This is a genomic window from Cryptosporangium sp. NPDC051539, assembly GCF_044454545.1.
Taxonomy (GTDB): Bacteria; Actinomycetota; Actinomycetes; order Mycobacteriales; family Cryptosporangiaceae; genus Cryptosporangium.
In genome coordinates this window covers 881,506-893,521 of sequence record NZ_JBITDV010000001.1, presented here as the reverse complement: position 1 = coordinate 893,521, position 12,016 = coordinate 881,506, and the positions used below count along the sequence as shown (strand labels likewise).

The 12,016-nt window shown below is 72.5% G+C and carries 11 protein-coding genes; 9 read left to right on the top strand and 2 right to left on the bottom strand.

Annotated elements, in window-relative coordinates; translation table 11 throughout:
* Nucleotides 1-23 precede the first annotated feature (23 nt).
* Complete coding sequence (locus ACIBZJ_RS04215; protein ID WP_395925286.1) at nucleotides 24-1,541, top strand: APC family permease; 1,518 nt, start codon at nucleotides 24-26, stop codon at nucleotides 1,539-1,541.
* On the opposite strand, the gene ACIBZJ_RS04210 is transcribed toward ACIBZJ_RS04215, so the two are convergent.
* Entirely contained in the window at nucleotides 1,538-2,410 is an 873-nt protein-coding gene (locus ACIBZJ_RS04210) for a LysR family transcriptional regulator (protein WP_395925284.1), read from the bottom strand. The two genes, ACIBZJ_RS04215 and ACIBZJ_RS04210, sit on opposite strands and share 4 nt — an antisense overlap.
* A gap of 81 nt (nucleotides 2,411-2,491) precedes the next feature.
* Between ACIBZJ_RS04210 and ACIBZJ_RS04205 the strand changes: the two genes are divergently transcribed.
* Genes ACIBZJ_RS04205 through ACIBZJ_RS04195 form a run of 3 tightly spaced genes read left to right on the top strand, consistent with a single transcriptional unit; the run spans nucleotide 2,492 to nucleotide 6,373 of the window.
* Complete coding sequence (locus ACIBZJ_RS04205) at nucleotides 2,492-3,958, top strand: NAD-dependent succinate-semialdehyde dehydrogenase (RefSeq protein ID WP_395925282.1); 1,467 nt, start codon at nucleotides 2,492-2,494, stop codon at nucleotides 3,956-3,958.
* Nucleotides 3,959-3,976: 18 nt separating this feature from the next.
* Nucleotides 3,977-5,374, top strand: coding sequence for an FAD-dependent monooxygenase (locus tag ACIBZJ_RS04200; protein ID WP_395925280.1), 1,398 nt, complete (start codon nucleotides 3,977-3,979; stop codon nucleotides 5,372-5,374).
* A 21-nt stretch (nucleotides 5,375-5,395) separates the two neighbouring features.
* Nucleotides 5,396-6,373 (top strand): NADPH:quinone oxidoreductase family protein, encoded by a 978-nt coding sequence (locus tag ACIBZJ_RS04195; protein ID WP_395925277.1) that lies wholly within the window; start codon nucleotides 5,396-5,398, stop codon nucleotides 6,371-6,373.
* Between the two features lie 33 nt (nucleotides 6,374-6,406).
* Here ACIBZJ_RS04195 and ACIBZJ_RS04190 read toward each other — a convergent pair whose 3' ends face one another.
* Nucleotides 6,407-7,897 (bottom strand): carboxylesterase/lipase family protein, encoded by a 1,491-nt coding sequence (locus ACIBZJ_RS04190; RefSeq protein ID WP_395925275.1) that lies wholly within the window; start codon nucleotides 7,895-7,897, stop codon nucleotides 6,407-6,409.
* Nucleotides 7,898-7,954: 57 nt separating this feature from the next.
* Here ACIBZJ_RS04190 and ACIBZJ_RS04185 point away from each other — a divergent pair, with 57 nt between their 5' ends.
* The 5 genes from ACIBZJ_RS04185 (at nucleotide 7,955) to ACIBZJ_RS04165 (ending at nucleotide 11,998) form a co-directional block, all read left to right on the top strand.
* On the top strand, nucleotides 7,955-8,248 hold the full coding sequence (locus tag ACIBZJ_RS04185; RefSeq protein WP_395925273.1) for a DUF4190 domain-containing protein: 294 nt from the start codon (nucleotides 7,955-7,957) through the stop codon (nucleotides 8,246-8,248).
* A gap of 254 nt (nucleotides 8,249-8,502) precedes the next feature.
* A complete protein-coding gene (locus ACIBZJ_RS04180) occupies nucleotides 8,503-9,360 on the top strand; it encodes a hypothetical protein (RefSeq protein ID WP_395925271.1) in 858 nt (285 codons plus the stop codon).
* A 214-nt stretch (nucleotides 9,361-9,574) separates the two neighbouring features.
* Nucleotides 9,575-9,877, top strand: coding sequence for a GlsB/YeaQ/YmgE family stress response membrane protein (locus ACIBZJ_RS04175; protein ID WP_395925269.1), 303 nt, complete (start codon nucleotides 9,575-9,577; stop codon nucleotides 9,875-9,877).
* A 112-nt stretch (nucleotides 9,878-9,989) separates the two neighbouring features.
* Nucleotides 9,990-10,859: an AAA family ATPase gene (locus tag ACIBZJ_RS04170; protein ID WP_395925267.1), complete on the top strand. Its 870-nt coding sequence runs from the start codon at nucleotides 9,990-9,992 to the stop codon at nucleotides 10,857-10,859.
* Nucleotides 10,856-11,998 carry a VWA domain-containing protein gene (locus ACIBZJ_RS04165; protein WP_395925265.1) on the top strand — a complete coding sequence of 381 codons (1,143 nt, stop codon included), beginning with the start codon at nucleotides 10,856-10,858 and terminating at the stop codon, nucleotides 11,996-11,998. Before ACIBZJ_RS04170 ends, ACIBZJ_RS04165 begins: the two co-directional genes overlap by 4 nt.
* The last annotated feature ends 18 nt before the right edge of the window (nucleotides 11,999-12,016 follow it).

The window sequence follows — 12,016 nt, the reverse complement described above, 5'->3', positions numbered from 1 at the left end:
AGGTCACATTTACGGGAGGCGCCATGACCGCCGAACGGACTGTCCCCAGAGCCGACGAGCAGCTCGCTCCCAACCGGCTGGGCATCGCCGGGATCGTGTTCTTCGTCGTCGCGGCGGCCGCGCCCCTGGTCGGAATGACCGGTGCGGTGCCGGTCGCGATCGTGCTCGGCAACGGGGCCGCCGCGCCGGGGGCCTACCTCGTCGCCGGTCTGGTGCTGCTGGTGTTCAGCGTCGGTTACTCGGCGATGAGCCATCGGGTCGCCAACACCGGCGCGTTCTTCGCGTTCGTGGGCCGGGGCCTGGGCCTCGTGCCCGGCGTCGCGACCGCGTTCGTCTCGTTACTGGCCTACCTCGCGGTGCAGCTGGCGATCTACGGGTTCTTCGGGTCGGTGGCCCACGAGCAGCTCGAGGCCCATCTCTCGATCGACCTGCCCTGGTGGGTGTGGACGCTGCTCGCGTGGGCGATCGTGCTGACGCTGTCACTGCTGCAGGTCGACATCGGCGCGAAGCTGCTCGGCGTCCTGATGACGCTGGAGGTGCTGTCGCTCCTGCTGGTCGCGGTCGTGGTGCTGTTCCAGGGCGGTGGCCCGGACGGGCTCGGGTTCAGCGCGTCGTTCTCGCCGTCGAACATCTTCGCCGGTGGGTTCGGTGGCTCGGCCGGCATCGCGCTGGCGTTCGCGTTCGCGTCGTACATCGGGTTCGAGGCCACCGCGATCTACGCCGAGGAGACGCGCGACCCCAAGCGTGCCGTCCCGCGGGCCACCTACACCGCGGTCGCGATGATCGCGTTGCTGTTCGCGCTGACCTCGTGGGCGGTGGTCAGCGGAGTCGGCAGCGCACACGCCGTCGACAAGGTCGCCGAACTGTCGTCCGTGCAGGGCACGCCACTGGCCGACCCGGCCGCGGTGCTGTTCTCGGTGGCCGAGCAGTACGTCGGCGGCTGGCTGTCGACGTTGCTGAGCTGGCTGGTGCTCAGCAGCCTGTTCGCGGGGCTGCTCGCGTTCCAGAACAGCGCGTCGAGGTACTTCTTCTCGATGGGGCGGGCCGGCGTGTTGCCGCGCGCGCTCGACCGGGTGAACCGCCGGGGCGCGCCGGTGTTCGGTTCGGTCTCGACGTCGGTGATCTCCGTCGTGGTCGTCGCGATCTTCGCGCTGGCCGGCAAGGATCCGGTGCTGACGCTGTTCTACTGGTTCAGCGGCCTGGCGGTGCTGGCGATCGTGCTGGTGGAGATCCTGGTGTCGGTCGCGGTGATCGTGCACTTCCGGCGGGAGCCCGGGTCGGTGGGGGTGCTCACCAGCGTGGTGGCGCCGGTCGTCGCGATCGTCGGGCTGGCGCTGGGGGCGTACCTGATCATGGCGCGGTTCGGCCTGCTGGCCGGGACGAGCGCGAACGCCGACGACTCGTTGAAGTCGTTCGCGCTGTCGGCGACCGGCTGGGTGCTGGTGCTGGCGCCGTTCGTGGTGCTGGCCCTCGGGTTCGTGCTCGGTGCGGTCCGGCGCAACTCCGAGAACGAACGGGCGATCGCCGACCTGGTCAGCTAGCCGTACCGCGCCACCACGAAATCGCCCAGGCGGCGGGCCACTTCCTCCAGAATGGCCGCCGCCGGGTGGGCGCTGTCCCAGGCGCAGTGCAGGCGCACCTCCAGACGAGCCCGCTCGTCGAGCGCGATGCGGATCGGGTCCAGACCGAAACGCGGGTCGTCGGAGACCACGGCGATACCGCGACCGGCCGCCGCGAGCGCCTGCGCGACCGTGCCGTTGCTGGCCTCCAGCAGCGTCGGCGTGACGCCGGCGATGACCGTCGCCGCGTCGAGGGCCCGCCGGGCCGAGTGACCGGGCGGCAGGCTGATCAGCTCCTGGCCGAGCAGTTCGGCCAGCGCGACGACGTCCCGGCCGTGCCAGGAGTGCCCGGCCGGGACGTACGCGAACACCGGCAGCGGCGGCAACGAGTGAACGCGGAACGGGGGGAGTGGGCGCACCGTGGTCAGCACCAGGTCGGCGCCGCGCCGCCGGGCGTCCACCGGGGTCAGCGCGTCGGACTCGAAGACGGCGGGGACCGGGTCGTCGGGCCGGAGCGTGGCCAGGAACGGCGAGACGACGTCGGTGAGCGTGGTCGTCGGCGCGGCGATCGTGATCCGCTCGAGGCGGCCGTGGGCCTCCAGCGCGGCGGCGGTGCGCAGGTCGTCGGCCCGGCTGAGCAGGTCGCGGACCCGCGGCAGCAGCTGACGGCCGGCCGGGGAGAGCGTCAGCCGGCCGTGGCCGCGCTCGAAGAGCGCCACCCCGAGGTCGCGCTCCAGCCCCCGCAACTGCCGCGAGAGCGACGGCTGGGTGACCCGGACGACCTCCGCCGCTGCGGAGACCGTCCCGGCATCGGCGACGGCCACCAGGTAGCGCAGCGTGTGCAGGTCCACCGGACCATCATGCCTCGGAGGCATGCCACCCATCAGAACTGGGCATTGGACGGCATAGGCCGCGGTGCCGACGCTGGAAGCATGACTGATCTGTCGGGCCTGAACCCCGAACGCGGAGTGGTGATCGCCGGCCGACGGCGCAAGGGTGGCTCCGGGCTGTTCGACGTCGACGATCCGGCCACCGGTGCGCACCTGGCCGCCGTCGCGGACGGTGACCGGCGTGACGCCCTCGCCGCGGTGGACGCCGCCGCGGCCGCGTTCGACCCCTGGCGCCGGACGCCCGGCCGCACCCGCTCGGAGGTCCTGCGCCGCGTCTTCGAGCTGATGGTCCGCGACGCCGACCGGCTGGCCGGCCTGATCGCGGCCGAGAACGGCAAGTCGCTTGCCGACGCCCGGGGAGAGGTCGTCTACGCGGCCGAGTTCTTCCGCTGGTTCGCCGAGGAGGCCGCACGCAGCGGCGGCAGCTACGGCCCGTCACCGGCCGGCGGCACCCGCACGCTGGTCACCGAACGGCCGGTCGGAGTGGCCGCGCTGGTCACGCCGTGGAACTTCCCGGCCGCGATGGCCGCGCGCAAGATCGCTCCGGCGCTGGCCGCCGGCTGCACGGTCGTTCTCAAGCCGGCCGCCGAGACACCGCTGACCGCGATCGCGCTGCTCGACCTGCTGGCCGAGGCCGGAGTTCCGGACGGTGTCGTGAACCTGGTGCCGACGACCGACCCGGCCGGCGTCGTGGAGGCCTGGCTGGCCGATCCGCGCGTGCGCAAGATCTCGTTCACCGGCTCGACGCGGGTCGGGCAGCTGCTGCTGCGCCGGGCCGCCGACCGGATCGTCAACGCGTCGATGGAGCTGGGCGGCAACGCGCCCTTCGTCGTCACCGAGGACGCCGACCTCGAGGCCGCGGTCGACGGCGCGATGGTGGCGAAGTTCCGCGGCGGTGGTCAGGCCTGCACGGCGGCCAACCGGTTCTACGTCCACCAGGAGGTCGTGGAGCGGTTCACCGCGCTGCTGGGCGCGCGCCTCGAGGCACTGGCGGTCGGGCCGGCCTCGGCGGGATCCGACATCGGACCGCTGATCTCGGCGAAGGCGGTCGGGACGGTCGGCGGGCTGGTGGACAGGGCGGTGGCCGCGGGAGCGTGGATCACCCACCGGGCTCCGGTGCCCTCGGACGGGTACTTCTACCCGCCGACCGCGCTGCGGCTGCCGGATTCCGCCTCGGTGCCAACGACCGAGATCCTCGGCACGGAGATCTTCGGGCCGGTGGCGCCGATCGTCGCCTGGACCGACGAGGACGCGATGCTGCGGGACGCGAACGCCTCCGAGCTGGGCCTGGCCGCGTACGTGTACGCGGGGGATCTGGCCCGCGCGGTGCGGATCGGCGAGGAGCTCGAGGCCGGGATGATCGGCGTCAACCGGGGGCTGGTGTCGGATCCGTCGGCGCCGTTCGGCGGGATGAAGCAGTCCGGGATCGGCCGCGAGGGGGCCCGGGTGGGCCTGGAGGAGTTCACCGAGACGCAGTACCTGTCGGTCGATTGGCCAAATGGTCGTTGAGGACCGAGCATCGTCGGCATGACGGAGGTGATCGTCGTGGGTGGCGGGCCGACCGGCCTGCTGCTCGCGGCCGAGTTGCGGCTGCACGGCGTGGACACGGTGGTACTGGAGCGGGAGGCCGAGCGGCTGCCGTTCGTGCGGTCGCTGGGCCTGCACGTGCGCAGCATCGAGATCCTCGACCAGCGCGGTCTGCTGGAGACGTTCCTCGCGCATGGCACCGTGCACCGGACCGGCGCGTCCTTCGCCGGGATCAGCAAGCCGTGGCCCGACCGGATGGACACCGAGCACGGGTACGTGCTGGGAATTCCGCAGACGATCACCGACCGGCTGCTGGAGGAGCACGCGGTGGCGGTGGGTGCCTCGCTCCGGCGTGGCTCGGTGCTGACCGGGCTCGCGCAGGACGCGGACGGGGTGACCGCGTCGCTGGCCGACGGGTCCGAGCTGCGCGCGAAGTACCTGGTCGGGTGCGACGGCGGGCGCAGCACCGTGCGCAAGCTGCTCGGCATCGGGTTTCCCGGCGAGGCCACCACGGCCGAGAACCTGCTGGGCGAGGTGGAGATCGGGGTGCCACCGGAGACGGTGGCGACGGTGATGGCCGAGGTCCGCCGCACCAATCGGATGTTCGGCATCGGTCCGGTGGGCGACGGGGTGTTCCGGGCGACCGTGCCGGCTCCGGGCCTCTCGGACGCACCGCCGACGCTGGAGGAGTTCCGGGAGGCGCTGCGGCTGGCCGCCGGAACCGACTTCGGGGTGCACTCGCCGCGCTGGCTCTCGCGGTTCGGCAACGCCACCCGGCTGGCCGAGCGCTACCGGGCCGGCCGCGTGCTGCTGGCCGGCGACGCGGCGCACGTGCACCCGCCGATCGGCGGGCAGGGCCTCAATCTCGGCCTGCAGGACGCGTTCAACCTGGGCTGGAAGCTGGCCGGTGCGGTGGCCGGATGGGCGCCGGCCGGGCTTCTGGACACGTACGAGAGCGAGCGGCGGCCGGTGGCCGACGACGTGCTGAGCACCGTGCGGGCGCAGGCCGAGCTGCTGGGTCCCGGGCCGGGGCCGGCGGCGGTGCGGAGGCTGCTGTCGGAGCTGATGGACTTCGAGGACGTCACGCGGTTCCTGGTCGAGAAAGTCACCGCGATCGGGATCCGGTACCCGCTGACCGGCCGGCGGTTGAAGGATCTGCCGCTGGAACACGGGCGGTTGTACGAGCGGATGCGCGACGGGCGGGGTTTGCTGCTGGATCGGACCGGCCGGCTGTCGGTGTCGGGCTGGGCCGATCGGGTCGGCTACGCGGCCGGCGTCAGCGAGGAACTGGACGCCCCAGCGGTGCTGCTCCGGCCGGACGGTCAGGTGGCGTGGAGCGGTGATTCGCCGGAAGACCTGCGCGGACCGCTGGAGCGATGGTTCGGTACTGAGCAGTAACTTCGACGCTGAGGAGCTCGCGTGCGCGCAGTGCAGATCACCCGCCTGGACGGTCCGTCGGCGCTGGAGGTGGTCTCGATCGACGAGCCCGCTCCGGACGCCGGATCGGTCGTGATCGACGTCCACGTGGCCGGGGTGACGTTCCCCGAGGTGCTGCAGAGCCGGGGTCAGTACCAGCTCAAGCCGCCGCTGCCGTTCGTGCCCGGGTCGGAGGTCGCCGGGGTCGTCCGGTCGGGTCCGGGGTTCGCCGCGGGCCTGCGGGTGGCCGCGTTCCCCGGGCTCGGTGGGTTCGCCGAGGTGGTGGCCGTGGATCCGGGGTCGGTGTTCCCGCTGCCCGATTCGGTGTCGTTCGCCGCCGGGGCCGCGCTGCCGATGAACTACCTGACCGTCCACTTCGGGCTGGTGCGCCGGGGCCGGCTGCGCGAGGGCGAGACCGTGCTGGTGCACGGCGCGGCCGGAGGCGTCGGAACGGCGGCGGTGCAGCTCGCGTCCGCGCTCGGGGCCCGGGTGATCGCGGTCGTGTCGTCCTCCGACAAGGCCGGCACCGCGAAGGCGGCCGGTGCGCAGGACGTCGTGCCGGCGGACGGGTTCAAGGACGCGGTGAAGGAGCTGACCGGCGGCCGGGGCGTCGACCTCGTGGTCGACCCGGTGGGCGGGGACCGGTTCACCGACTCGCTGCGCAGCCTCGCCCGCGAGGGCCGGCTGCTCGTCGTCGGGTTCACCGGCGGGGAGATCCCGCAGGTCAAGGTCAACCGGCTGCTGCTGAACAACATCAGCGTGGTCGGCGTCGGGTGGGGTGCGTTCTGGACCGCGCAGCCCGGGTATCTGCAGGAGCAGTGGGCGCAGCTGTTGCCGCTGATCTCGGCCGGGAAGCTCGATCCGGTGCTGGGGCGGACGTTTCCGCTGGCCGAGGCCGGTCGGGCGTTGTCGGAGCTCGACGAGCGGCGCGCGACCGGGAAGATCCTGCTCTCGGTGCGCCAGCCGGCGGGCGAGGGCTGATCGGCCGTCGAGCAGCCCTCGGCCGGCGCTGCGCTAGACGAGGCCGTCCCAGACGGCGCGTTCCTCGCCGCGCGGGTCGTCGACGACGGTCACGGTCTCGGTGAGCACCCCGGTGGTCCGGGTGGCGGCGGTGTAGGGCGCCCAGCCCGGGTCGCCGTCGGTGACGAACCGGACCCAGACCGCGTGCGTCGAGTCGGCCACCGCCCGGGACGGGTTCGGGCCGATCAGCGGTGCGATCGACGGATCGTCGATCGTGTCGAACGCGTACGGGATCTCGACCGCGTGCGCGCTCCCGAAGCCGTGGTTCTCCTCCGGCCGGGGCCGGTCGAAGACGTAGGCCCAGGTCCGGCCACCGCCGCGCTCGTGCGCCTCGGCCAGCCGGATGGCCGGCACGCCGAAGTACCAGTCGCTGACGACCTGCGCCAGCAGGTCACCGGGGGAGGCCCCCGGGTGGTTGCGGCGGTAGGTCTCCAGCCCGTCCGGCGGCAGCCCGTACGCCGCCGAGCCGGCGGTCAGCTCCGCTTCGTCGATCAGGTCGATGACCCCGGGGGCGACGAGGAACAGGCGGGCCTCCTGCCGGTTGGACCCGAGCAGGATCCGGACGTTCCCGGACGCGCCACCGGCGACCGCGTCGAGCGGGTGCCGCGGAAGGACGACCCCGTCGACCACCGGCGCGAACACCAGGACCCGGGCGGCGAGCGCACCGTACTTCTCCGGGTCGGGCACGGCCTGGGCGTCGTTGTGGAACTCCTCGGCGGTCTTGACCAGCAGGTCGAGGTCGGCGGCGGCGATCGCCTCGCGGGTCGCGTCGACGCCGAGCCGCTCGGCGAACGAGCGGGCCACGGTCAGGCCGATCTCCGCCGTCAGCGTGTGGGCGGTCGCGCCCGACTGGGTGATGGCCTGGGCGAACAGCCCGTCGGCGGACGGCAGGGCCAGCAACGTCGACACGCTCATCGCGCCGGCGGACTCACCGGCGACCGTCACCCGCGACGGGTCGCCACCGAACGCGGCGATGTTGTCGCGGACCCAGCGCAGCGCGGCGACCTGATCCTGCAAGCCGAGGTTCGCGTTGTCCGTGCCCTGGTCACCTTCGGTGAACAACGACCCGTCGGGCCCGAGGCGGTAGTTGATCGTCACGCACACGACCCCGTCGCGCGCGAACGCGCTGCCGTCGTAGGCCGACACCGAGCCGGAACCGTTGACGAACGCACCGCCGTGGATCCAGACCAGCACCGGTAACGACGCGGCGCCTTCCGGCGTCCAGACGTTGAGGTTCAGGCACTCGTCGCCCGGAATGACGACCTCGGCGAACAACGGCGCGTACTGATCGGGGTAGTCCCCCTTGGGGACCGTGGGGCCGTAGGCCGAGGCGTCGCGGGTGCCGCTCCACGGCACCACCGGCGCCGGCGGACGCATGCGGTTGGCCCCGAACGGCGGCGCCGCGTAGGGCACCCCCAGGAACCGGGCGACGCCGTCCTCGGTCACACCCCGGACGACCCCGCCCGTCACTCTTACCTCGGCCATGGCAGCTCCTTTGCCTCGTAGTGAGTGTGCGGCACGGTGCTGTGATAGGCAGTCGCGATGACGTATCAGCCGCCTCCGGGCTATCCCTACGCGCCGCCGCCGCGCAAGAACACGCTGGCGATCGTCGCGTTGGTGGTGTCGATCGTGTCGGTGGTCTGGTGCCTGGGCACGCTGGGATTCGTCGGCGCGCTGCTGGGCCGTTCGGCGCGCAAGCAGATCGCCCGCACGGGCGAGGACGGCGACAATTTCGCGAGGGTCGCGATCAAGATCGGGTGGATCTCGTTCGGCATCAGCTGGGGGATCATCGTGGCGGTCAATCTCGTCGGGTTGATCGGGTACCTCATCAACTAGCTGTACTCGCCAGGACAACCAGCGCCGAACGCGGTCTGCGCGCCGCGCCGCCGCCGTCTGCTGCCGTCTGCCGTCCGGACGGCTAGCACGGCGCTGGGCCAGGTGGCCACCGCTGACGGTAAGTCGACAGTGGACCACTGTCGGTAAAAGTACGCAGAGGCGTGGCCGCCTCTCCCGTTGCATAGCACATGCAACCAATGTCGCGACGCCCGGCGCACCCGCCTGGGGAGCCCGCGACGCTACGGGGAGATGCAATGAAGACAACTGCGGATTCCGGCCGGAAGACGGCCGGAACACTCTGGGCGGGATTCGTCGTCGCTCTGATCGGCGCGCTCCTGGGCGCGTCGGTGCTGATGGCGTCGCCCGCTTCGGCGGCGACGATTCCCGCCGGCACCGTCGTGGTGCCGAGTCCGAACCCGGTCCTGAATTCGGCGCCGGACCGGACCGCGACCGCGACCTGCCCGGCCGACAAGCCCCGGGTGCTCGGGGGCGGAGTGAAGATCGTCGGCGGTGGGGGACACGTGATCCTCACCCGGGAGCAGCCGGTCACTGGCACCTCCACCGACAACTTCTCGGTCGCCGCCGTCGAGGACAGCGTCGGGACGACCGCCAACTGGTCACTCCAGGCGATCGCCGTCTGCAGTCCGGCGATCACCGGCTTGACGATCGTCTCGAAGGCGGGTCAGCCGCAAGGTCCCAACTTCGGAAACGCCATTTCGACCTGCCCTTCGGGCACGAACACGATCAGTGCCGGTGGCCGGATCGACGGCGGCGGGAACCTGGTGGGACTCAACACCAGCATCGAGGGCGGGCCGGCCTCCAGCAACCGCACGACGGCGGCCGGATTCTCGACCGTGGGAGCCAGCAACTGGACCGTCATCGCGTACACGGTCTGCGCGCCGATCGGCATCCTCGAGGCCTCGATGGTCAAGGTTCAGGTGAACACGGGTGGGTCCACCACCGCGACCTGCCCGTCCGGTAAGAAGGTCACCGGTGGCTCGGTCTGGTCGGACTCGCCGTACGTCACCGCGCTGGACATCGACGCGAACCGCGCCCGGGTCCTCGGTCAGGCCAGCACCCCGGAGGTGATCGCCACCGCGGTCTGCCTCTAGTCCGTCAGCTCGTCGTCCGGTGGGGACCGTGCTCCGGCCCGGTCCGCACCGGGCCTCGGCCGTTCGCCCCGGCCGGCGGGGCGCCGGCAATGGGCCGAACGGCCTCAATGCGGCCTAGCGCCCCCGGGGCGAGCGCGGTGAACCGGAGGGCCGGGCCGGATTGCATCGCCTCGGCACACTGCGGGAGACCCACAGTTCGAGGAGGACGATCCGGATGCAGGCTCAGGACTACCTCGCGGCGATTCTGTTCGGCGCGGTCATCGGCATCATCGCGCGGATACTGCTGCCGGGCCGGCAGCCGATCGGCTTCCTCCTGACCGTCCTCATCGGGATGGGCGCCGCCGTCGCCGGCACCTGGGCGTCCGATCGCTGGGACCTGCACAGCAGCGGCTCGCTCGTCGTCCGGGGCCACCACTACGACTGGCTCGTGCTCGGCGTCCAGGTCGGCATCGCCGTCGTCGGCGTCGCGGTCGCCGCGCTGCTCGCCAAGGCGTTCTCGTCCGGCGAGGAACGGTGACTCCGGGCCGGCACCGGAAGGACGCTCCGGTGTCCGCGCCGCGCGCCCCGGCCGCCGGCGGGTGACGACCCGCCCAACCGCGCACCAACGCGCCTATGCGTAGCCTCGACTAATGGAGTTCCGATCCGCGGCCGACATCGCCACCCACCTCGGTGAGACCGGCTACCTGTGTGACGACGCCCTCGCCACCGTGACGTTCCTCGCGCTCGGGCTGAAGCGCCCGCTGCTGCTCGAGGGCGAGCCCGGCACCGGCAAGACCGCGCTCGCCGAGGCGATCGCCCAGACGCTCGCGCTGCCGCTGATCCGCCTGCAGTGCTACGAGGGCATCGACGCCACGCAGGCACTCTACGACTGGGACTTCCCGCGCCAGATCCTGCACCTGCGCGCCCTCGAGGCCTCCGGCGGCGTCGACGCCGAGCAGGCCGAGAAGTCGCTCTACGACGAGCGGTTCCTGCTCGCCCGCCCGGTGCTGGCGGCTCTGCGTCAGGCGCCCGCGGTGCTCCTGGTCGACGAGATCGACCGCGCCGACGACGAGTTCGAGGCGTTCCTCCTCGAGGTCCTCTCCACCTACCAGGTGAGCATCCCCGAGTTCGGCACGGTCACCGCCGCGGTCCCGCCGATCGTCCTGCTCACCTCCAACCGCACCCGCGAGCTGCACGACGCGCTCAAGCGGCGCTGCCTCTACCACTGGATCGACCACCCCGGCCTGGAGCGCGAGATCGAGATCGTGCGCTCCCGGGCCCCCGAGGTCACGGCCGAGCTCAACCGCCAGGTCGTCACCGTCGTCCAGGCGCTGCGCTCGGTCGACCTGCAGAAGCCCCCCGGAGTGGCGGAAACGCTCGACTGGGCCCGGGCCCTGCACCTGCTCGGCGTCGCGCGGCTCGACCTGGAGTCGGCCGCGGCCACCGTCGGCGCGCTGGTCAAGTACCGCGAGGACGCCGAGAAGGTGCGGCACGCGCTGGACCGCCTGCTCGCGCCATGACCGAACTCTCCGCCATCGCCGACGCGAGCACCCCGCAACGAGGCGCCGAGGAGATCCTGCTCGGGTTCACGATCGCGCTGCGGGCCGCGGGCGTTCCGGTCACCCACGACCGGGCCCAGGGCTACCTCGAGGCCGCGGCCCTGGCCGGCCTCACCGACGCCCGCGCCGCGTACTACGCCGGCCGGGCCACGCTCTGCGCCTCCCCGGCCGACCTCGAACGCTACGACCAGGTCTACGAGGCCTACTTCGACCCCGCGGCCGGACTGCCCCGCCGCCGGGCGTCCGCCCCGCCGTCGGTCACGACCTCGACGTCGACGCTCCCCGAATCGGACCACGGCGGCGCCGGCGAAGCCGGTGACGAGGAGATCGTCCGTGCGATGGCCAGCGAGACCGAGGTCCTCCGGCAGCGGGACATCGCGACGCTGACCGCCAACGAGAAGGCCCGCCTGGCCGCGATGTTCGCCACGCTCGAGGTCCGTCCGCCGCTGCGGCGGTCCGGCCGTATGCGGCCCTGGCACCGCGGCACGCTCGACGCCCCCCGCACCCTCCGGAGTTCCCTGCGCCGCATGGGCGAGCCCGCGACGCTCGAATGGCGTCGCCGTGCCCTCCGGGCCCGGTCGGTGGTACTGCTCGTCGACGTCTCCGGCTCCATGAGTGCCTATGCGGACGCTCTGCTGCGCCTCGCGCACCGCCTGGGCACCGGCGGTGGCCCGGTGGAGACGTTCGCGCTCGGCACCAGGCTGACGCGGCTGACGAGAGCACTGGCGGCCCGCGACGCCGAGCGGGCCCTCGTCGCCGCCGGGCAGACCGTGCCGGACTGGTCCGGCGGTACCCGGCTGGGGGAGACGCTGAAGGCGTTCCTCGACCGGTGGGGCCGGCGCGGCCTGGCCCGCGGTGCCGTCGTCGTGGTGTTCTCCGACGGCTGGGAGCGCGGCGACGCGGCGCTGCTGGGCGAGCAGATGGCCCGTCTGCACCGGATCGCGCACCACGTCGTGTGGGTCAACCCGCATCGCGGCAAGGCCAATTACGAGCCGGTCCAGGTCGGGATCCAGGCCGTGCTGCCGCACGTCGACGCGTTTGTGGCCGGCCATTCGCTCGCCGCTTTCGCGGAGCTTTCGGTCGTGATCTCCCGCGCCTGAGTGCCTGTGGCCGTACTT

What these genes read in the sequence shown, in the direction of transcription:
- ACIBZJ_RS04215 (WP_395925286.1), top strand. Translation starts at nt 24, where the DNA reads ATGACCGCCGAACGGACTGTCCCCAGAGCCGACGAGCAGCTCGCTCCC.
- ACIBZJ_RS04205 (WP_395925282.1), top strand. Translation starts at nt 2,492, where the DNA reads ATGACTGATCTGTCGGGCCTGAACCCCGAACGCGGAGTGGTGATCGCC.
- ACIBZJ_RS04200 (WP_395925280.1), top strand. Translation starts at nt 3,977, where the DNA reads ATGACGGAGGTGATCGTCGTGGGTGGCGGGCCGACCGGCCTGCTGCTC.
- ACIBZJ_RS04190 (WP_395925275.1), bottom strand. Translation starts at nt 7,897, where the DNA reads ATGGCCGAGGTAAGAGTGACGGGCGGGGTCGTCCGGGGTGTGACCGAG.
- ACIBZJ_RS04185 (WP_395925273.1), top strand. Translation starts at nt 7,955, where the DNA reads ATGACGTATCAGCCGCCTCCGGGCTATCCCTACGCGCCGCCGCCGCGC.
- ACIBZJ_RS04180 (WP_395925271.1), top strand. Translation starts at nt 8,503, where the DNA reads ATGAAGACAACTGCGGATTCCGGCCGGAAGACGGCCGGAACACTCTGG.
- ACIBZJ_RS04175 (WP_395925269.1), top strand. Translation starts at nt 9,575, where the DNA reads ATGCAGGCTCAGGACTACCTCGCGGCGATTCTGTTCGGCGCGGTCATC.
- ACIBZJ_RS04170 (WP_395925267.1), top strand. Translation starts at nt 9,990, where the DNA reads ATGGAGTTCCGATCCGCGGCCGACATCGCCACCCACCTCGGTGAGACC.
- ACIBZJ_RS04165 (WP_395925265.1), top strand. Translation starts at nt 10,856, where the DNA reads ATGACCGAACTCTCCGCCATCGCCGACGCGAGCACCCCGCAACGAGGC.